General features: G+C 60.9%; 15 protein-coding genes. 11 read left to right on the forward strand and 4 right to left on the reverse strand.

The genetic code is table 11. The annotated features are described in order from the left end of the window. The first annotated feature begins 14 nt into the window (after positions 1-14). The 6 genes from BFP95_RS11700 to BFP95_RS11725 all read left to right on the forward strand — a co-directional run bounded on the left by BFP95_RS11700 (position 15) and on the right by BFP95_RS11725 (position 12037). Positions 15-1955: a type VI secretion system Vgr family protein gene (locus BFP95_RS11700; protein WP_065910116.1), complete on the forward strand. Its 1941-nt coding sequence runs from the start codon at positions 15-17 to the stop codon at positions 1953-1955. A 15-nt stretch (positions 1956-1970) separates the two neighbouring features. Beyond that, the gene (locus tag BFP95_RS11705; RefSeq protein WP_065880297.1) at positions 1971-2405 is read left to right on the forward strand and encodes a DcrB-related protein; all 435 of its coding nucleotides are present in this window, start codon (positions 1971-1973) and stop codon (positions 2403-2405) included. A 12-nt stretch (positions 2406-2417) separates the two neighbouring features. Continuing rightward, complete coding sequence (locus BFP95_RS11710; RefSeq protein WP_065910117.1) at positions 2418-6848, forward strand: RHS repeat-associated core domain-containing protein; 4431 nt, start codon at positions 2418-2420, stop codon at positions 6846-6848. Between the two features lie 2 nt (positions 6849-6850). Then, positions 6851-7132 (forward strand): hypothetical protein, encoded by a 282-nt coding sequence (locus BFP95_RS11715; RefSeq protein WP_065880299.1) that lies wholly within the window; start codon positions 6851-6853, stop codon positions 7130-7132. Between the two features lie 66 nt (positions 7133-7198). Continuing rightward, positions 7199-11581, forward strand: coding sequence for an RHS repeat-associated core domain-containing protein (locus BFP95_RS11720; RefSeq protein WP_139115308.1), 4383 nt, complete (start codon positions 7199-7201; stop codon positions 11579-11581). 12 nt (positions 11582-11593) lie between these two features. Continuing rightward, positions 11594-12037 carry a hypothetical protein gene (locus BFP95_RS11725; RefSeq protein ID WP_065875504.1) on the forward strand — a complete coding sequence of 148 codons (444 nt, stop codon included), beginning with the start codon at positions 11594-11596 and terminating at the stop codon, positions 12035-12037. Positions 12038-12125: 88 nt separating this feature from the next. On the opposite strand, the gene BFP95_RS11730 is transcribed toward BFP95_RS11725, so the two are convergent. The 3 genes from BFP95_RS11730 to BFP95_RS11740 form a co-directional block, all read right to left on the reverse strand. After that, positions 12126-12401, reverse strand: a complete 276-nt coding sequence (locus BFP95_RS11730) for an HU family DNA-binding protein (RefSeq protein WP_003176958.1) — start codon at positions 12399-12401, stop codon at positions 12126-12128. Positions 12402-12592: 191 nt separating this feature from the next. After that, positions 12593-13741, reverse strand: coding sequence for an NAD(P)/FAD-dependent oxidoreductase (locus tag BFP95_RS11735; RefSeq protein WP_065875505.1), 1149 nt, complete (start codon positions 13739-13741; stop codon positions 12593-12595). 37 nt (positions 13742-13778) lie between these two features. Continuing rightward, positions 13779-13946 carry a rubredoxin gene (locus BFP95_RS11740; protein WP_003213373.1) on the reverse strand — a complete coding sequence of 56 codons (168 nt, stop codon included), beginning with the start codon at positions 13944-13946 and terminating at the stop codon, positions 13779-13781. A gap of 196 nt (positions 13947-14142) precedes the next feature. On the opposite strand from BFP95_RS11740, the gene BFP95_RS11745 reads away from it, so the two are divergent. Both BFP95_RS11745 and ubiA read left to right on the forward strand, forming a co-directional pair. Further along, positions 14143-14706 (forward strand): chorismate--pyruvate lyase family protein, encoded by a 564-nt coding sequence (locus tag BFP95_RS11745; protein WP_065875506.1) that lies wholly within the window; start codon positions 14143-14145, stop codon positions 14704-14706. Beyond that, positions 14706-15596, forward strand: coding sequence for a 4-hydroxybenzoate octaprenyltransferase (gene ubiA, locus BFP95_RS11750; RefSeq protein WP_065875507.1), 891 nt, complete (start codon positions 14706-14708; stop codon positions 15594-15596). The genes BFP95_RS11745 and ubiA overlap by 1 nt, the downstream gene beginning before the upstream one ends. Before the next feature lie 70 nt (positions 15597-15666). Here the strand turns inward: ubiA and BFP95_RS11755 are convergent, their stop codons facing one another. Then, positions 15667-16044: a COG4315 family predicted lipoprotein gene (locus BFP95_RS11755; RefSeq protein WP_065875508.1), complete on the reverse strand. Its 378-nt coding sequence runs from the start codon at positions 16042-16044 to the stop codon at positions 15667-15669. Positions 16045-16199: 155 nt separating this feature from the next. Here BFP95_RS11755 and phoB point away from each other — a divergent pair, with 155 nt between their 5' ends. From phoB to BFP95_RS11770, 3 genes are all read left to right on the forward strand, one after another. Beyond that, entirely contained in the window at positions 16200-16889 is a 690-nt protein-coding gene (phoB, locus tag BFP95_RS11760) for a phosphate regulon transcriptional regulator PhoB (RefSeq protein WP_010207570.1), read from the forward strand. Between the two features lie 55 nt (positions 16890-16944). Beyond that, complete coding sequence (gene phoR, locus BFP95_RS11765) at positions 16945-18267, forward strand: phosphate regulon sensor histidine kinase PhoR (RefSeq protein WP_065880300.1); 1323 nt, start codon at positions 16945-16947, stop codon at positions 18265-18267. Between the two features lie 266 nt (positions 18268-18533). Then, positions 18534-19874, forward strand: coding sequence for a hemolysin family protein (locus tag BFP95_RS11770; protein WP_065875510.1), 1341 nt, complete (start codon positions 18534-18536; stop codon positions 19872-19874). Positions 19875-19876: the final 2 nt, after the last annotated feature.

Here is a 19876-nt window from a genome sequence, read left to right on the forward strand (position 1 = left end):
TTACAGGACGCCCAATGCTATTCAACCAAGCCTCACGCCTGGCCAAGATCACCAGCCCCCTGGGGCCGGATGTGCTGCTGCTCAATGAAATGGGCGGCGGCGAAGAGCTGGGGCGGCTGTTCAACTATGAGCTGCAACTGACGTCCCTGGACGCCAACATCGACCTCAACCAGTTGCTCGGCAAGCCCATGAGCGTGGGCCTGCAACTGGCGGACGGCGGTGAGCGGCATTTTCACGGCATCGTTGCGCGGTGCAGCCAGAACATCGACCAGGGCCAGTTCGCCAGTTACCAGGTGACGCTGCGCCCATGGCTGTGGCTGCTCAGCCGCACTTCGGACTGCCGGATTTTCCAGAACCTGAGCATCCCGCAGATCATCAAGCAGGTGTTTCGTGACCTGGGTTTTTCCGACTTCGAAGACGCCCTGAGCCGGCCGTACCGCGAGTGGGAATACTGCGTGCAGTACCGCGAGACCAGCTTCGATTTCGTCAGCCGCCTGATGGAGCAGGAAGGCATCTACTACTTCTTCCGCCACGAACAGGACCGCCATGTGCTGGTGCTGGCCGACGCCTATGGCGCCCACACTACCGTGCCCGGCTACGCGTCGATCCCGTACTACCCCAAGGACGAGCAGCAGCGCGAACGCGACCACATGCACAACTGGCACCTGGCGCAGGAAGTGCAACCAGGCTCGCTGGAGCTCAACGACTACGACTTCCAGCGCCCCAGCGCCAGCATCGACGTGCGCTCGGCCATGCCACGCCCGCACACCGCCGGCGACTACCCGCTGTACGACTACCCCGGCACCTACGTGCAAAGCGAAGACGGCGAGCACTATGCGCGCACCCGCATCGAAGCCCTGCAAACCCTGCACGAGCAGATCGAGTTCAGCGGCAATGCGCGTGGCCTGGGTTCGGGGCATTTGTTCAGCCTCACCGGCTTCAGCCGCCAGGACCAGAACCGCGAATACCTGATCGTCGGGTGCCGCTACTACATCGTCCAGGAAAGCCTGGAAAGCGGCGGCGGCTCGGGTTCGGCGCAGTTTGAAAGCAGCCTCACCTGCATCGACGCCCAACAGAGCTTTCGCCCGCTGGCGAACACACATCGGCCCATCGTCAAAGGCCCGCAGACCGCGCTGGTGGTCGGCCCCAAAGGCGAAGAAATCTGGACCGACCAGTACGGCCGCGTGAAGGTGCACTTCTACTGGGACCGTCACGACCAATCCAACGAGAACAGCTCGTGCTGGATTCGTGTGTCGCAATCCTGGGCCGGCAAGAACTGGGGCTCGATGCAGATTCCACGGATCGGCCAGGAAGTGATTGTGAGCTTCCTTGAAGGTGACCCGGACCGGCCGATCATCACCGGCCGCGTGTACAACGCCGAGCAGACAGTGCCTTACGACCTGCCGGAAAATGCGACCCAGAGCGGTATGAAAAGCCGCTCCAGCAAGGGCGGCACGCCGGCCAACTTCAATGAAATCCGCATGGAGGACAAGAAGGGGATGGAGCAGTTGTATATCCATGCCGAGCGGAATCAGGACATCGTGGTGGAGGTGGATGAGAGCCATTCGGTGGGGCATGACCGCAACAAGAGCATTGGGCATAACGAGACGGTGACCATCGGCAATAACCGCCTGCGCATCGTCAAGCAGGAAGACATCCTCTCGGTGGGCCAGCGCAAGACCGACAGCATCAGCCAGAGCTACGTCATCGAAGTGGGCGAAAACCTGCGCCTGGTCTGCGGTGAAAGCATCCTGGAGTTGAATGCGAGCGGGCAGATCAACCTCACCGGCGTGCAAATCAGCTTCTACGCCAGCGGCGACGCCGAGTTCAACACCGGCGGCGTGCTGCACCTGAACAACGGCGGCGGCCCCGGTGCCACGCCCGATGGCCAAGGCCAGAAAGGCGCTATCGATGCCAACATCAAAGCCGCGTTCCCCGCGCCTAAAAGTTCCTGACGAGACCTGTTTGCCATGACGTACCGGATCAACGAATTTCAGTTTCAGCTGCCCGCCAGTGAGTTGCAGGACGCGACGATCAATATCCTCAAGTTCCCTGAATTGGGCACGTCCCTGATCGTCAGCCGCAGCCTGCTCGCCGAGGGTGAAACCCTGCACAGCAACTTCAATGACCAACTCCAGCGCCTGGAAAAACAGGTGCAGGATTTGCGCTATCAACCGGGTGTGGACGTGCGCCTGGGCGCGGCTCAAGAAGTGGAAGGCATTGAGCTGCGCAGCCAGTTCAATAAGGGCAATGACAAGGTGTTCCAGTACCAACTGGCGCTGGTGTTGCCGGGTACGCGCAAGATGCTTGCGTTGAGTTATGTGAAGGCTGACAAGCTTGGGGACGCCGAGGCGGCGCACTGGTCGACGATCAAGAGCTCGCTCGTGTTCGACGTCCCCCAGTGAAGCGGCCTTTGCATGTCTGACGCACTGCTCTGGGCTGCGCGCCTGGGCGATGGGCTATCCCACACCTCTGTCATGGCGGACATCCTCGGCGGCGTGCTGGAAGTGGCGGCTAACGTGGCGATTACCGCGCTGGCAACCGCTGCGGTAGTGGCGGCTACCGGCATTACCGTCGCGACCGGTGGACTGGGAGCCTGCGTGCTGGGGGCGGTAGTCGGCGTCATCGTCGGCATCGCCATGAGCAAGACCGGGGCCGACAAGGGGTTGAGCGCCATGTGCGAGGGAATCGGCAACGCGCTGTTCCCTCCCTCGGTCATGGCCACAATCCTCAGCGGGTCCACCGACACACTGATCAACGCCTTGCCCGCTGCGCGCGCGGCCGGCGTCGTGCCCTCCCACGTTGCACCTGCGGGCACCGAAACCGAAACAACGCCGCCAGCACCGGAACACAGCGAAGAGCCCGGCTACCTGGACATGGCCAAAGGGTTCTTTGCGCAAATGTGGCGCCCCACCGTCGCCACGCCAGCGCCCGGTGCAGTCCCTAAACCGCTGGACGTGGTGACCTGCACAAAACACCCGCCGATGCCGCCGCAGTTTCTGGCCGAAGGCTCGGAAAAGGTCACGGTCAACGGTCAACCGGCGGTACGCAGCGGTGACCGGAGCACCTGCGACGCCACCGTGGTGTCGTCGGGGCTGATTTCGCCCAATGTGACGATCGGCGGGGGCTCAGTGGTGGTGCGCGAGATCCGCAGCGGCAAGACGCCGGGCGTTGGCCTGGCCGTCACCGCGCTGATGATGCTCAAGGGGGGTAAAGGCAAGTTCCTCAGCAATCTTCCCTGCATGCTGCTGGCAGGCGTCAACTCGTTTGTGGTCAGTCAGGCCATGGGCGCGCTGGCCAACGCCGCCATGGGCTCTTCCAATCCGGTGCACGCGAGCACGGGGGCCAAAGTGCTGGGCGGCCCCGAGGAGCTGGATTTCGCCTTGCCCGGGATCATGCCCATCGACTGGCAGCGCTTCTACAACAGCCGGGATGAACGCCGCGATGGCTTGTTTGGTGCCGGCTGGAGTGTGCCCTATGAAGTCAGCGTGCAGCTGCTGCCTCACCTTGAAGGGGGCGACTACGCGTTGTACATCGACGAGCAGGGTCGACGTATCGACATGGGTTCGATCCCTTTGGGGGGTGCCGTGTTCAGCGCTGGCGAAGGCCTCAGCGTCAAGCGTCACTTGAGCGGCCAGTGGCTGATCGAAAGCGCAGACGGCTTGTACCGGCTATTCGATCCAGCGCCACAGGACGCATCGTTGCTACGCCTGAGCCAACTGGGAGATCGCAACGACAACCGAATCCACCTCGACTATGACGACGATGGTCGCCTGCAGGGCCTGCGTGACACCTTTGGCCTGGTGAGGGTCGAGCTGACGTACGACAACACTTGGCCCCATCGCGTCAGCCGAATCGAACGCCTGTATCCCGACCAACACCGTGAAGTACTGATGCATTACGCCTACGACGCCCGTGGCGACCTGGCCTCTGTACGCCAGTCCGACGGGCACGTGAAGCGCCGTTTTGCCTATGATGCCGGGCAGCGCATGGTCGAGCATCAATTGCCCACCGGCCTTCGTTGCTTCTATCAGTGGGCCAAGGTTGACGACCTTGAATGGCGTGTTGTCCGGCATTGGACGGAGGCCGGGAACACCTACACATTCGACTATGCGTTGGATACAGGCATCACCCGTATCACCGACGGGCTGGCGCGCGTCAGCAGTCGACACTGGGATGAGCGACACCAGATCATCGCGTCCACCGATGCACTGGGGCGAACCTGGGCCTTCCGGTGGAATGATGATAGCCAACTGCTGGGCGCAACCGACCCTCTCGGTGGGCATTATCAGTTCAGCTACGACGATGCCGGCAACCTGACTGAGACCCTCGACCCCCTGGGGCGCAGTGAATCGACCTTGTGGCTGGAGCACTGGGCGCTGCCACTGGCGGAGACCGATGCCGCTGGCAATACCTGGCAGTACGATTACGACTCGCGAGGCAACTGCATTCGCGAAACCGACCCACTGGGCAACCGCACGGTCTATCACTATGACGGACACGGCCAAGTCAGGGAGATCATCGACGCCAGCGGCAAGCGCAAGACCTTGCGCTGGTCCCCACTGGGTCAATTGAGCGAGCACACCGACTGTACGGGCCTTACCACCCGTTTGAGCTACTGCAAGCGAGGCTTGCTGCTGGCCAGTACCGACGCGCTCGGGGAACGCACCACCTTCAATTATGACGATCAGGGCCGACTGATCAGCAAGCAGTTGCCCGATGGGCGCAGCGAGCACTATCAGCGTGACGCCAGCGGCCAGTTGATCGGCTACAGCGACCCTGCCGGCCACACCACGCGCTTCGAGCATTCGTCGAACGGCCAGTTGCGCCAGCGCATCGACGCCCATGGCCGCCGTGTGGAGTTGAGCCATGACGTCTATGGCCGCCTGCACAGCCTGACCAACGAAAATGGTGAGCACTACCGATTCGACTGGGACGACGGTGATCGCCTGACCCTCGAACAGCGCCTGGACGGCTGTCGAAAACGGTACACGTACGACCCGCTGGACAATGTCACCCAGGTAGAAACCCTCGCATCGTCCGACGCCGAGCCCGCCATCATTCATGATCTGGAGCGGGATGCAGCAGGCCGGCTGATCGCCAAGCGCACCGTAGATGGTTGCACGACGTACCGCTACGATGAACTCGACCAAGTCACAGCCATCACCTTTACAGGGCGCGATGGCGAGCAGCAAACCCTGGGCTTCGGTTATGACGCCCTCGGTCAGCTGACCCTCGAACAAAGCGCCGCCGGTTGCCTGGAGCATCTCTACGACGAATTGGGCAACCTGACCCAGACCCGACTTCCCGACGGCCGCTGGCTCAACCGCCTGCGCTACGGTAGCGGGCACTTGCATCAGGTCAACCTGGATGGGCAGGTCATCAGTGACTTCGAGCGGGACCGTCTGCACCGCGAAGTGCTGCGCACCCAGGGCCGTATCAGTACGCGTAGCGAATATGACCGCAGTGGACGTCTGCGTGTCCGCCAGCGCCGCCAACCGGACCACTCGCTGTTACATCCACCGGCGCAGACACGCTTGGGCTATGACGACAGCGACCAACTGGTCGAACGCTACGACAGCCAGCCCGGCGCGGCACACCGCCAATTGCTGCATTACGACGCTACCGGCCGCATTCTGGCTAGCCAGGACAACCTCTTGGGCCAACGGGAAGCCTTCCGCTACGACCCGGCGGCTAACCTGCTGGACGGCTCAGGACAGGTCGCCAACAACCGATTGCTGACCTACCAGGACAAACATTACCGCTATGACGGTTTTGGCCGGATGGTTGAAAAGCGCAGCCTTCGGCGCGGCACCCAACGCTTCAGCTACGACGCGGAGCAACGGCTGGCACAGGTGCACAACGATGACGGTTCCTGGGTCATCATGACCTATGACCCGCTGGGCCGGCGCACCGCCAAGACCACCTACGACCGCAACGGTGTGCAGCGGAGCCAGACACGTTTCACTTGGGACGCGCTGCAACTCGTGCAGGAGCACTGCAATCAGCAGACCAGCCTCTATATCTATGCCGACGAGGGCTACGAACCACTGGCCCGTATCGATGGCACAGGTGACCTTCAAAAAATCCGCTACTACCACAACGACCTCAACGGTTTGCCCGAACGCCTCACCGAGAGCGACGGCCATACGGTGTGGCAAGCGCGCTATGAAGTCTGGGGCAATACCGTCGAGGAAAGCCGAGAACCCTATTTCATCGAAGAACAGAACCTGCGCTTCCAGGGCCAGTATCTGGACCGGGAAACGGGGCTGCACTACAACACTCTGCGCTTTTATGACCCGGATATCGGACGCTTCACCACACCCGACCCCATCGGTCTGGCCGGCGGCCTGAATCTCTATCAATATGCGCCCAACCCGCTGAGCTGGATTGACCCGCTGGGCCTGATGAAATGCTCCAGCCCACCCAAGGGGCGCAAGGTCAGTCGCACCGTGTATCGGTTCGAGGAACCGGGGCGCATCGGGACCACTTGGCAGGCGCACAAGTGGAATGTGGAGTCCACACACCGCTACACCACCAAAGGCGTCGGCGGGGTGTATGGCGCGAACTCACGGAAAACCGCGCTGGGCGAGGTCACGCACTGGAAGGTCGACCTGTCCAAACGGGTGTTGGTCAGCAAGAAAGTGCAGCTCAATAATGTCTTGGACCTGACCCGCGCCGATGTGCGCAAACAGGTAGGGGTCAGCCTTAAAAGCATCACCGGCTCGAAGTACACCGAGACCCATCAGATCGGCAACTGGGCCAAGGCCAACGGCTATGATGGAATCCTGGCGCCATCGGCACGCAACCCGACCGGCAGCAACTTGATCTCCTTTGCAGGTTTTTGAACATGGAACGACTGGAAAACGAATACCCGGGTGACGCGGACTGGCAGAGCACAGTGGCCTTGTATAAAGAAGACTACCTTGACGACGATGCGCGTGAACTGGCCAAGGCCTTGGGCGGCCATCTCGACATGGCAGTGATACTGCGCGGGAAACGGGGCCTTGAGGAGGGGTTGTGGTGGATCGGGCAAAAGGTTCCGGCACTGGACAACATCACCCCACTGGCATGCCTGGAAAGTCCCACCCTGATAAAACGGTTGAAGACAGCACTGATGCGTATGCCATGACACTCAAGGACACGGCGACTATGGAAAGTTGTGCGTTCAATTCAATCAGGCACGGAAGTGCAGTCCTTGTCTGATGCACTCTGGGCTGCCCGGATGGGCGATGCGCTCTCCCACACCTCGATGATGGCGGACATCCTTGGCGGGGTGCTGGAGGTAGCGGCCAATATCGCGATCACCGCCGTGGCAACCGCTGCGGTGGTTGCCGCCACTGGCATTACCGTTGCGACCGGTGGGCTTGGCTGTTTCCTGCTGGGTGCCGTGGTGGGCACGATTGTCGGCCTGGCCATGAGCAAGACCGGGGCCGACAAAGGCCTGACGAATTTATGCGACACGTTCGCCAACGCGCTGTTTCCGCCCACGGTGCAGGCCAATATTCTTACCGGCTCCACCAACACCCTGACCAACAACATCCCCGCCGCCCGCGCCGCCGGGGCGATCAGTTCCCATGTCGCGCCAGCTGGGACCGAGTTAGAAGAGCCCGCGCCCGAGCCAGAAGCCAGTTACCTGGACATGGCCGGGAGCTTCTTCTCGCAGATGTGGCGCCCTACGGTTGCGACTCCCGCGCCCGGCGCCGTGCCCAAGCCGCTCGACCTGGTGGTGTGCATGAAGCACCCACCGATGCCGCCGCAGTTTCTTGCCGAAGGGTCGGACAAGGTCACGGTCAACGGCCAGCCGGCGGTGCGCAGCGGTGATCGCAGTACCTGCGATGCAACCGTGGTGTCGTCGGGCCTGATTTCTTCCAACGTGACCATTGGCGGTGGTTCGGTGGTGGTGCGGGAAATTCGCAGCGGCAAGACCCCGGGGGTGGGGTTGGCGGTCACGGCGTTGTTGATGCTCAAGGGTGGCAAGGGCAAGTTCTTCAGCAAGTTGCCGTGCATGCTGATCGGCGGAGCCACTTCGATGGCGGTCAGCAGTGCGATGGGGGCGATGGCCAACGCGGCGATGGGTTCGTCGAATCCGGTACATGCGGCGACAGGCGCGAAGGTACTGGGCGACGTCGAAGAGCTGGACTTCGTCTTACCCGGCATCCTGCCGATCGACTGGCAACGCTTCTACAACAGCCGCGACGAACGCTCGGGCAGCCTGTTTGGCGCTGGCTGGAGCGTGCCCTATGAAGTGTGCGTAGAGATCCGTCCGCATCCCGAAGGCGGCGAGACGCTGATCTATACCGACGAGCAGGGACGCCCGATTGACATGGGTTCGATCCCGTTGGGCGGCGCGGTATTCAGCCCCGGTGAAGGGCTCGCCGTGCGGCGACACCTCAATGGGCAGTTGTTGATTGAAAGCGACGACGGCCTCTACCGCTTGTTCGAACCCACTCCGGCCAATCCCTCACTGCTGCGTCTGAGCCAACTGGGCGATCGCAACGACAACCGCATCCATATTGACTATGACGAAGTAGGGCGCCTGGTACGTCTGCGCGATACTTTCGACTTGGTGCAGGTTGAGCTGATACGTGACCAAGACCATCTGACCCAGATTGAGCGCCTGTACCCCGACCAACGCCGCGAAGTGCTCGTCAGTTACGGCTACGACGCGGCCGGCAATCTGGCTGAGGTGCGTGACGCAACCGGCCAGGTGCAACGGCGTTTTGCCTACGACATCGGTCAGCGAATGGTGGAGCATCAATTGCCCACCGGGTTGCGCTGCTTCTATGAATGGGCCTTGATTGAGGATTTGGAATGGCGCGTGGTTCGGCACTGGACCGATGAGGGTGACACTTACCAGTTCGACTATGACTTGAAGGCTGGCCTCACTCGCATCACCGATGGTTTGCAGCGCGTCAGCACTCGCCATTGGAACACTCAGCACCAGATCATTCAGTACCGCGATAACCTCGGTCAGACCTGGCTGTTCGAGTGGAACGACGAACGCCAATTGCTCAGCGCCACCGACCCCCTGGGTGGGCGCTATGAGTACAGCTACGATGAAAGCGGCAACCTGATAGACGAGACCGACCCGCTGGGCCGCAGCGACTCGACTTTGTGGCTGGAACACTGGGCGCTGCCGCTGGTAGAAACCGACGCCGCCGATAACAGTTGGCAGTATCGCTACGACCCGCGCGGCAATTGCATTGCCGAAACCGATCCGCTGGGCAACGTCACGCGCTACCGCTATGACGCTCATGGCCAGCCCGTGGAAATTATTGACGCCACCGGCAAAAGCAAAAAACTGCGCTGGAATCCGTTCGGGCAACTGGCCGAGCACATCGACTGCTCAGGTTATCCAACGCGCTTCAGCTACGACGAGCGGGGGTATTTGCAGGTCATCACCGACGCCCTTGGCGAGCGCACTCAATTTATCTACGACGCTCAGGGGCGCTTGCTCAGTACCCAACTGCCGGACGGCCGCACCGAGCACTATCAGCGCGATGTCAGCGGTCAGTTGGTGGGTTACACCGACCCGGCCGGACACACCACGCTTTACCAACACAACCGCCGTGGCCAAGTGCGCCAACGCACCGACGCACATGGGCGGCAGGTGCAGTTCGGCTATGACAGCTATGGACGGCTGCAAGCGCTAATCAACGAGAACGGCGAACGCTATCGTTTTGCGTGGGACGCCGGGGATCGGCTGACTGAACAGCAAGACCTCGACGGCAGCGCCAAGCACTACAGCTATGACCCGCTGGATAATGTCACGGCGGTGACTGCTGTGCCGGCGCCTTACGGAAACGGGCTGGCCCTGGTGCCCGAAACGCCGCCCGCACCCATCATTCATCGGCTGGAACGTGATGCGGTTGGCCGGCTCATCGCCAAAACCACCGACGATGGCCGTACCGATTACAGCTACGATGCGGTGGACCAGCTCACGGCTGTCACCTTCACCGATTCGCAGGGCAACGCCCAAGCCCTGGGCTTTGCCTACGACGCCCTCGGCCAACTGCTTTGCGAGCAGAGTTCGGCAGGCAACCTGCAACACCACTACGACGAACTTGGCAACCTGATCCAAACCCAACTGCCGGACGGCCGCTGGCTCAACCGCCTGTACTACGGCAGCGGCCACCTGCACCAGGTCAACCTGGACGGCCAGGTCATCAGCGACTTCGAGCGTGACCGCCTGCACCGCGAAGTGCTGCGCACCCAGGGCCAGCTCAGCACCCGCAGCGAATACGACCGCAGCGGCCGCCTGCGTTCACGCCAGCGCCGTCACGCCAGTCAGTCAACCTTGCTGCCCGCTGCGGCGCAAAAACAGTTTGAATACGACCCCGCCGACAACCTGATCGGCAAACTCGACCAACAACCCGCTGCGCAACACCGCCAGTTGCTGCACTACGACGCCACCGGCCGCATCATCGCCAGCCAGGACAGCCTGCACGGCCAGCGTGAAACCTTCGCCTACGACGCCGCAGCCAACTTGCTAGACGGTCCCCAGGCCGGTGCCGGGTTGGTGGTGCATAACAAGCTGCTGACTTATCAGGACAAGCGTTATCGCTACGATGCGTTTGGACGGATGATTGAAAAGCGCAGTGCCAAGCGCGGGTTGCAACGTTTTGCCTACGATGCCGAAAGCCGACTGATCGAAGTGCGTAATGAAAACGGCAGCGTGGTCAGGATGACCTATGACCCGCTGGGTCGACGCATCGAGAAAACTGAGCATGGCAGTGATGGTTATCCGCTGGGAGAAACTCGATTCACCTGGGACGGACTGCGGTTATTGCAGGAGCATAAGCACAGTCAGACCAGTCTTTATGTTTACGACAATGACGGCTATGAACCCCTTGCCCGCGTCGACGGTACTGGTCCGTTGCAGAAGATTCGCTACTACCACAACGACCTGAACGGGTTGCCCGAACAACTGACCGAGGCCGATGGGCACAGCGTCTGGCAGGCGACTTATCGGGTGTGGGGCAACACGCTGGAGGAAGTGCGCGAGCCTTATTACATTGAAGAGCAGAACCTGCGGTTTCAGGGGCAGTATCTGGACCGGGAGACGGGGCTGCATTTCAACACGTTCCGGTTTTATGATCCGGATGTGGGGCGGTTTACAACGCCGGATCCGATAGGTTTACACGGAGGTTTGAATTTCTATGCGTACGCGTCCAATCCGTTCGGTTGGATCGACCCACTCGGCTTGTCCTGCCGTCTGAACTCCGTGGGTAGAACACCAGGCAAAGCCAGCCGTACAGGGAAAGCGGTGATAGCGCGGATGAGAGCCGAAGGGAAAATAGTTGGCTCCGGAAAAAACATGCGGTTCCAGAGCACTGATAAAAAGTGGTACTCGATCAAAGATGCTGATATGGCTCATAAAACCGATGCTGTTAAATATTGGAACAGCAAAGGTGGTTACCACGGAGCTAAAACCAAGGAGGTGAGAGGTTGGATGCGCGATCCTGACAACTATGAGCTGGAATACTATTCCCACAACCGATCAAAAGGCGCACTGCTGACGGACCGGTACAAAGACCCCGGCGACTTTATCGGCCCGGCAGAAAAGCCTAAATATTAGTAAGGATTATGTATGAAAGACTTGGCAGACGAAAATCCAACACTGGCAGACAAAATCATGGCTGTCATGGCGATGGGCAATGATCTCGATGAGCAAAACAAAAAAACTGAAGCGCAGGTCCTGTACCAACAGGCATGGGATTTACTGCCTGAGCCAAAGCTTGAGTGGGCGCCCTTATCCTCGTGGGTTACAGGTTCTTTCTTCAACCTTCACTTCGACAGCGGCGATTTCCAAGCAGCTGAGTCATGGGCACAAAAGACGCTTGATGGCCGAGAGTCAGATATTGATACCGGCCCACTGATAAACGTCGGAATGGTATTTCTCGAATTGGGAAAAAAGGCCGAGGCTTACAAAGCCTTTGATGAGGCTTATGGGTTCGGTCAGGCACGGGCCTTTCAAGAAAGACCAAAGAAATATCTGAATTTCTATTTGGATGAAAAGAAAAAGAGCCATTGATTGCTAGCCTAAACAAAAAATGGGCACCCGATCCAGTCGGCGTGCCCATTTTTCCTACCACCCCGCCCCCTTCGAGACGGCAACGCCATTACGCGTTAACAGTGTCTTTCAGCGATTTGCCCGGCTTGAACGCGACAGTGTTGCTCGCCTTGATTTTCACCGGCTCACCGGTTTGCGGGTTTTTGCCGGTGCGGGCGCCGCGATGGCGTTGCAGGAAGGTGCCGAAGCCAACCAGGGTGACGCTGTCCTTGCGGTGCAGGGCGCCAGTGATTTCTTCGAGAACGGCGTTGAGGACGCGGTTGGCCTGTTCTTTGGTGAGATCCGCTTTTTCAGCGATGGCGGCTGCGAGTTCTGGTTTACGCATAAGTGAAGCCTCTTTGACGGTTTTTTGTTGTTATGTCCGTGCTGCTCATCGTTGGAGCAACGCCCAAAGCGCCGCAGGCTCTACTCTGCGGCAGACGGGAGTGAGGATGGCATGCCCTCGCACGCTCCGCCAGTCTCGCGGCGACCTTTCTAGGGTGAAAAACGTGCTTATTCCGACAGAACGACCGGTATTTACGCCAGCAGTGGCGGAAGTTCTTTGTTGAGGGCAAGTTTTTCCATCACGGCGGTGCCGGTCAGTGCGTAACCCAGCAGGCGACCGCTGGCGTCGCGGCACAGGGCCTTGATGTCGGCACCCTCGCCGTCAACGCTCCACACGCCTTCGGTGCCCCGTGGTGGGGGTGAAACCACCAGCGGGCAGACCGGCGTCTTGACGGTCACTGGCATCGGGCCGTAGCTGACGGCCGTGGCATTGCCGGCCAAGGTCTGGGCCAGGGCGCGGGCGCAACTCATCAGCGGCATCACGTACAGCAGGTTCAAGCCGTCGACTTCGGCGCAGTCGCCCAGAGCGTAGATGTTGGCGTGGGAGGTCTTGAGGTGGCGGTCCACCATGATCCCGCGATTGGTCTGCAAGCCGGCAGCAGCGGCCAAGTCGACACGTGGGCGCAGGCCGATGGCGGAGACCACCAGGTCGCAGGCGATCACTTCACCGTCCGAGAGGTGCGCTTCCAGGCCGCCTGCGGTACGCAGCAGGCGATTGAGCACCGGGCCCAGGTGGAAGCGTGCACCAAGGCCTTCCAGCCCGGCTTGCACCGCCGCGGCCGCTGCCGGGTGCAGCAGGGTCGGCATGACTTGTTCGCACGGCGCCACCAAGTCGATTTCATAACCGCCAAGGATCAGGTCGTTGGCGAATTCGCAGCCGATCAGGCCTGCGCCGAGCAGCAGCACGCGGCGTTTGCCGGCAGCGGCAGCGCGGAAGCGTGCGTAGTCTTCGAGGTCGTTGATCGGGAAAATCAGTTCAGCCGCATCGCCTTCAACCGGTACGCGCACGGTTTCTGCGCCCCAAGCCAGGATCAGGTCGCGGTAGGCCACCGCTTCCTCGCCGATCCACAGGCGCTTGTGGCCGGGGTCGATGCCGCTGACGCGGGTGTGGGTGCGCACTTCGGCCTTGAGTTGCTCGGCCATGGCGCCCGGTTCGGCCATGCTCAGGCCATCGGCTTCCTTGTTCTTGCCAAAGCCGGTGGAGAGCATGGGTTTGGAGTAGGAGCGCCCGTCATCCGCGGTGATCAGCAGCAATGGGGTCTCGCTGTCGAGCTTGCGAAACTCCCGGGCCACGTTGTAACCGGCCAATCCTGTGCCGATGATCACGACAGGTGCGTTCATTCCTTTCTCCTTGTAGTACGGTTCTTAAATTTGCAGATCAGCCGATTTCGATCATTTCGAAATCCATTTTGCCCACGCCGCAGTCCGGGCACAGCCAGTCTTCCGGGACGTCCTGCCACAGGGTGCCCGGAGCGATTCCGTCATCCGGCCAGCCGTCTTTCTCGTCATAGATCAGGCCGCAGACTACACATTGCCACTTCTTCATTACTTGCTTCCTCAGGGTCCAGGCAGTTTGGCCGACGGTCGATGGATCCAGCGTTGCCGTGCGGCTCAGGGCGTTTTGTACTGATCGGGGCAGGCAGATGCAAGCACGATCGACGCAAGGCACCGGTTCAGCGCGGCAAAAGTCCAAGGTGCCATGGTAAGCTCGCCGCCTCTTTTGCTGCCAATACTGACTCACCGTGCCGCACTCAATCGACCTTCCCGATGCTTGCCAGTGGCTGACCCAGAGCCGTTTGATCCCTGCGCCCGCGCCCTTGACCCTCAACTGGCTGTTCAACGAAGACTCGCTCACCCGGCGGCTGACATGGCTGTCGGACGACGGCTTCAGCGTGACGCCACTGTTCGAAGGCTGGCAGCCACTGCGCGATGATGAATGTGCTGCCCTGGCGCTGGCGCCGGCCAGTATCGGCTGGGTGCGTGAAGTGTATTTGCGTGGGCAGGGCCAGCCGTGGGTGTTCGCGCGCAGTGTGGCGGCGCGCAGTGCCTTGCAGGGCGACGGCTTGCACATGGATGAGTTGGGCAGCCGATCACTGGGCGAATTGCTGTTTTGCGACCAGGCCTTCACCCGCCAGGCGATCGAGGTGTGCCATTACCCGCGGCAGTGGTTGCCCACGGCGGACCAGGCCGACGGGCTGTGGGCACGCCGCTCACGCTTTGATCGCGGTGCGCTGAGCGTGCTGGTGGCGGAGATCTTTTTGCCGAGCTTCTGGCACGCGCTGCATGCCCATCCGGAGAACTGCTGATGTATCAACGCCTGCTCAAATCCCTGAACCGCCTTAACCCGAGGGCCTGGGATTTCATTCAGTTGACCCGGATGGACAAACCCATTGGCATCTACCTGCTGCTGTGGCCAACGCTGTGGGCGCTGTGGATTGCCGGCAAGGGTTCGCCGTCCTTTATCAACATCGTGATTTTCGTGTTGGGCGTGGTGCTGACCCGGGCAGGCGGCTGCGTGATCAATGATTGGGCCGACCGCAAGGTCGACGGCCATGTGAAGCGCACCGAGCAGCGCCCGCTGGTGAGCGGCAAGATCAGTTCCAAGGAAGCGCTGGTGTTTTTTGCAGTGCTGATGGGCATCAGTTTCCTGCTGGTGCTGTTGACTAACGCCACCACTATCCTGCTGTCCCTCGGTGGTTTGGCGTTGGCGGCGAGCTACCCGTTCATGAAGCGTTACACCTATTACCCTCAAGTGGTGCTGGGCGCGGCGTTTTCGTGGGGCATGCCGATGGCGTTTACCGCCGAGACCGGCAGCTTGCCCGCCGCTGCCTGGCTGCTGTACATCGCGAACCTGCTCTGGACGGTGGGCTATGACACTTATTACGCGATGACCGACCGTGACGACGACTTGAAGATCGGCGTGAAATCCACCGCCATTCTGTTCGGTGATGCCGATCGCGTGATTATCCTTACCCTGCAGGGCCTGGCGTTGGTGTGCCTGTTGCTGGCCGGTACACGGTTTGAGCTGGGCGGCTGGTTCCACCTGGGGTTGCTGGCGGCGGCTGGATGTTTTGCCTGGGAGTTCTGGTACACCCGCGACAAGGATCGGATGAAGTGCTTCAAAGCGTTTTTGCACAACCACTGGGCGGGGTTGGCGATTTTTGTCGGAATTGTGGCGGACTACGCGTTTCGCTGAGCGCCGTTTTTCGTGGTGATCGAACTGACGCCCTCGACTTGCTCGCGAAGGCGTCAGAAGCACCGCGTGGTCAGGGCTTGATCACATGCCACGCCCCACCCTTGCCATCACCGGTCTTGTCACCGGCCTTTTTATCATCCTTGTAGGTGTAGACCGGCTTGCCGTCATAAGCCCACTGGCTGGTCTGGTCGTCGCGGGTGATCACGGTCCATTTGCCCATGGAGGTATCGGTGGACTCAGCCTTCAGCGGCGGCCAGTTGGTCGCGCACTGGTCCTTGCACACTGACTTGCCGTCAGCATCCTTGTCGAAGGTGTAGAGGGTCATGCCCTTGTGGTCGACCAGCATCCCATCTTTAGTCATCGCCGGCTCCGCCGCGAACGCCAGGGTCGGCAGCGTTAACACGGCCGTTACCAGCAGGGCTTTCCAGGAAATCGTGCTGTAAGTCATCGGAACCTTCCTATTTTGGTTGTCAGGATTCGGACCCACAGCGTAGTCCACAGAGGCGAGAATTGCCCGAGCGACTAAATTACTGTCACACGACTGCAATAATTCCGTTATCTAATGCGGCGCAAGACAGTTAAATGACAAGAGGATTTTTGAGCATGGTTGGCAGGAGCATTCTGATTGTTGACGACGAAGCGCCCATCCGCGAGATGATCGCCGTTGCGTTGGAAATGGCCGGCTATGACTGCCTGGAGGCGGAGAACTCCCAGCAGGCCCATGCCATTATCGTCGACCGCAAGCCGGACTTGATCCTGCTGGACTGGATGCTGCCCGGCACCTCCGGCATCGAGCTGGCCCGCCGTCTCAAGCGTGACGAGCTGACCGGAGACATCCCGATCATCATGCTCACCGCCAAGGGCGAAGAGGACAACAAGATTCAGGGCCTGGAAGTCGGCGCGGATGACTACATCACCAAGCCGTTTTCCCCACGCGAACTGGTCGCTCGTCTGAAAGCCGTATTGCGCCGCGCCGGCCCCACCGATGGCGAAGCGCCGATTGAAGTCGGCGGCCTGTTGCTGGACCCGATCAGCCACCGCGTGACCATCGACGGTACGCCGGCCGAGATGGGCCCTACCGAATATCGCCTGCTGCAGTTTTTCATGACCCACCAGGAGCGCGCCTACACCCGTGGCCAGTTGCTCGACCAAGTGTGGGGCGGCAACGTGTATGTGGAGGAGCGCACCGTGGATGTGCATATCCGCCGCCTGCGCAAGGCCTTGGGCGAAGCCTACGAGAATCTGGTACAAACCGTGCGCGGTACTGGCTATCGGTTTTCCACCAAGGGCTGAGCCTGCCATCTTTTTTAAGAGCCCGACTTAACAGCTGACAAGGACGCATGTTCAAGTGAATCAAAACTGGCATGGCACCCTGATCCGCCACATGCTTTTGCTGATCACCGGCTGCCTGTTGGTAGGCCTGGTCAGTGGTTATTACGGCTGGAGCCTGGCCGTCGGCATCGCCTTGTACCTGGGCTGGACCCTCAAGCAATTGCTGCGTCTGCACGAATGGCTGCGCCAGCACAAACCCGACGAAGCACCACCCGATGGCTACGGTCTATGGGGTGAGGTGTTCGACAGCATCTACCACCTGCAACGCCGCGACCAACGGGTGCGCGGGCGCCTGCAGGCGGTGATCGACCGGGTGCAGGAATCCACCGCCGCGCTCAAAGACGCGGTGATCATGCTCGACAGCGACGGCAACCTGGAATGGTGGAACCGCGCGGCCGAAACCCTGCTGGGCCTCAAGACGCCCCAGGACAGCGGCCAGCCGGTCACCAACTTGGTGCGCCACCCGCGCTTCAAGGAGTACTTCGAACAGGAGAACTACGAAGAAGCTTTGGAAATCCCCTCGCCCACCAATGACCGCGTACGCATCCAGCTGTACCTGACGCGCTACGGCAACAACGAACACCTGATGCTGGTGCGCGACGTGACCCGCATTCACCAGTTGGAACAGATGCGCAAAGACTTCGTCGCCAACGTCTCCCACGAGCTGCGCACGCCTCTGACCGTGATCTGCGGTTACCTGGAGACGCTGCTGGACAACGTCGACGAGATCAACCCGCGCTGGAGCCGGGCCCTGCAGCAGATGCAGCAGCAAGGTTCGCGCATGCAGACGCTGCTCAACGACCTACTCTTGCTGGCTAAGCTTGAGGCAACTGACTACCCGTCGGATAACCATCCGGTGGCGGTGCAAAGCCTGTTGCAGACCATCAAGAACGACGCCCAGGCCCTCTCCGGTCAACGCGGGCAGCAGATCACCCTGGAAGCCGACCCCACCGTGCTGCTCAAAGGCAGCGAAGGCGAGTTGCGCAGCGCGTTTTCCAACCTGGTGTTCAACGCCGTGAAGTACACCCAGGACAAAGGCAATATCCGCATCCGCTGGTGGGCCGACGAACAGGGTGCACACTTGAGCGTGCAGGACTCCGGCATCGGCATCGACGCCAAGCACCTGCCGCGCCTGACTGAGCGTTTCTACCGCGTCGACTCCAGCCGCAACTCCAACACCGGCGGCACCGGGCTCGGCCTGGCGATCGTCAAGCACGTGCTCTTGCGCCACCGCGCCCGCCTGGAAATCAGTAGCGTGCTGGGGCATGGCAGTACGTTTACCTGCCATTTTCCGCCGACGCAGATGACGCGTTCGCGGGTGGTTGGCACAGACGAGTAACTCGAAAACGACGCTGGACTAACTGTGGGAGCGGGCTTGCTCGCGAATGCGGTGGGTCAGCTACGAATGAGTTGACTGAGCCACCGCTTTCGCGAGCAAGCCCGCTCCCACAGGGATATGAGTTGTTTTGGAGATTGTATTCCTTGCCCCGCCCGGCAGTGGGCACTAGGCAAGCGCCCCGTCAGCCGCTACATTGGCCGACTTGCGCCTGCCCTTCAGGCTCACCTGCCACCCTTTATTGAACACGGAACCTGCAAAACCCCATCATGGACCCTTCCCCTGGTATCACCCTCGCTACGCTCTTCGCCGACTTCGGCATGATTCTTTTTGCACTGGTCCTGGTACTGCTCAACGGTTTCTTCGTTGCGGCGGAATTTGCCATGGTCAAACTGCGCTCCACTCGGGTCGAGGCCATCGCCCACACCAACGGCTGGCGCGGGCAGATCCTGCGCACCGTACACAGCCAGCTCGACGCCTACTTGTCGGCCTGCCAGCTGGGTATCACCCTCGCCTCCCTGGGCCTGGGCTGGGTCGGTGAGCCGGCCTTCGCACACATCCTCGAGCCGCTGCTGGGCGCGATGGGCGTCGAGTCCCCGGAAGTCATCAAAGGCGTGTCGTTCTTTGCCGCCTTCTTCGTGATTTCCTACCTGCACATCGTGGTTGGCGAACTGGCGCCCAAGTCCTGGGCAATTCGCAAGCCCGAGCTGCTGTCGCTGTGGACTGCGGTGCCGCTGTACCTGTTCTACTGGGCCATGTACCCGGCGATTTACCTGCTCAACGCCAGCGCCAACGCCATCCTGCGCATCGCCGGCCAAGGCGAGCCTGGCCCGCACCACGAACACCATTACAGCCGCGAAGAACTCAAACTGATCCTGCACTCCAGCCGTGGCCAGGACCCGAGCGACCAAGGCATGCGCGTACTCGCCTCCGCCGTGGAAATGGGCGAGCTGGAAGTGGTGGACTGGGCCAACTCCCGGGAAGACCTGGTGACCCTGGACTTCAACGCCCCGCTCAAGGAAATCCTCGCGCTGTTCCGTCGTCACAAATTCAGCCGTTACCCGGTATATGACGCGGTGCGCAACGAGTTCGTGGGCCTGTTGCACATCAAGGATTTGCTGCTGGAGCTGGCCGCCCTGGACCACATCCCCGAATCCTTCAACCTGGCCGAGCTGACCCGCCCGCTGGAGCGTGTGTCGCGGCATATGCCGTTGTCGCAGTTGCTGGAGCAGTTCCGCAAAGGCGGCGCGCACTTCGCCCTGGTGGAGGAAGCCGATGGCAACATCATCGGCTACCTCACCATGGAGGACGTGCTGGAAGTACTGGTTGGCGATATCCAGGACGAACACCGTAAGGCCGAGCGCGGCATCCTGGCCTATCAACCGGGCAAGCTACTGGTACGCGGCGATACCCCGCTGTTCAAGGTGGAGCGCCTGCTGGGTGTCGACCTGGACCACATCGAAGCCGAAACCCTGGCCGGGCTGATCTACGACACCCTCAAGCGGGTGCCGGAAGAGGAAGAAGTGCTGGAGGTGGAAGGCTTGCGCATCATCATCAAGAAGATGAAAGGGCCGAAAATCGTGTTGGCCAAGGTGCTGCTGCTGGATTGAAC

Origin of the sequence: Pseudomonas sp. 58 R 12, assembly GCF_900005865.1 — a bacterium.
Taxonomy (GTDB): Bacteria; Pseudomonadota; Gammaproteobacteria; order Pseudomonadales; family Pseudomonadaceae; genus Aquipseudomonas; species Aquipseudomonas tritici.

What these genes read in the sequence shown, in the direction of transcription:
- BFP95_RS11700 (WP_065910116.1), top strand. Translation starts at nt 15, where the DNA reads ATGCTATTCAACCAAGCCTCACGCCTGGCCAAGATCACCAGCCCCCTG.
- BFP95_RS11705 (WP_065880297.1), top strand. Translation starts at nt 1,971, where the DNA reads ATGACGTACCGGATCAACGAATTTCAGTTTCAGCTGCCCGCCAGTGAG.
- BFP95_RS11710 (WP_065910117.1), top strand. Translation starts at nt 2,418, where the DNA reads ATGTCTGACGCACTGCTCTGGGCTGCGCGCCTGGGCGATGGGCTATCC.
- BFP95_RS11715 (WP_065880299.1), top strand. Translation starts at nt 6,851, where the DNA reads ATGGAACGACTGGAAAACGAATACCCGGGTGACGCGGACTGGCAGAGC.
- BFP95_RS11725 (WP_065875504.1), top strand. Translation starts at nt 11,594, where the DNA reads ATGAAAGACTTGGCAGACGAAAATCCAACACTGGCAGACAAAATCATG.
- BFP95_RS11730 (WP_003176958.1), bottom strand. Translation starts at nt 12,401, where the DNA reads ATGCGTAAACCAGAACTCGCAGCCGCCATCGCTGAAAAAGCGGATCTC.
- BFP95_RS11735 (WP_065875505.1), bottom strand. Translation starts at nt 13,741, where the DNA reads ATGAACGCACCTGTCGTGATCATCGGCACAGGATTGGCCGGTTACAAC.
- BFP95_RS11740 (WP_003213373.1), bottom strand. Translation starts at nt 13,946, where the DNA reads ATGAAGAAGTGGCAATGTGTAGTCTGCGGCCTGATCTATGACGAGAAA.
- ubiA (WP_065875507.1), top strand. Translation starts at nt 14,706, where the DNA reads ATGTATCAACGCCTGCTCAAATCCCTGAACCGCCTTAACCCGAGGGCC.
- BFP95_RS11755 (WP_065875508.1), bottom strand. Translation starts at nt 16,044, where the DNA reads ATGACTTACAGCACGATTTCCTGGAAAGCCCTGCTGGTAACGGCCGTG.
- phoB (WP_010207570.1), top strand. Translation starts at nt 16,200, where the DNA reads ATGGTTGGCAGGAGCATTCTGATTGTTGACGACGAAGCGCCCATCCGC.
- BFP95_RS11770 (WP_065875510.1), top strand. Translation starts at nt 18,534, where the DNA reads ATGGACCCTTCCCCTGGTATCACCCTCGCTACGCTCTTCGCCGACTTC.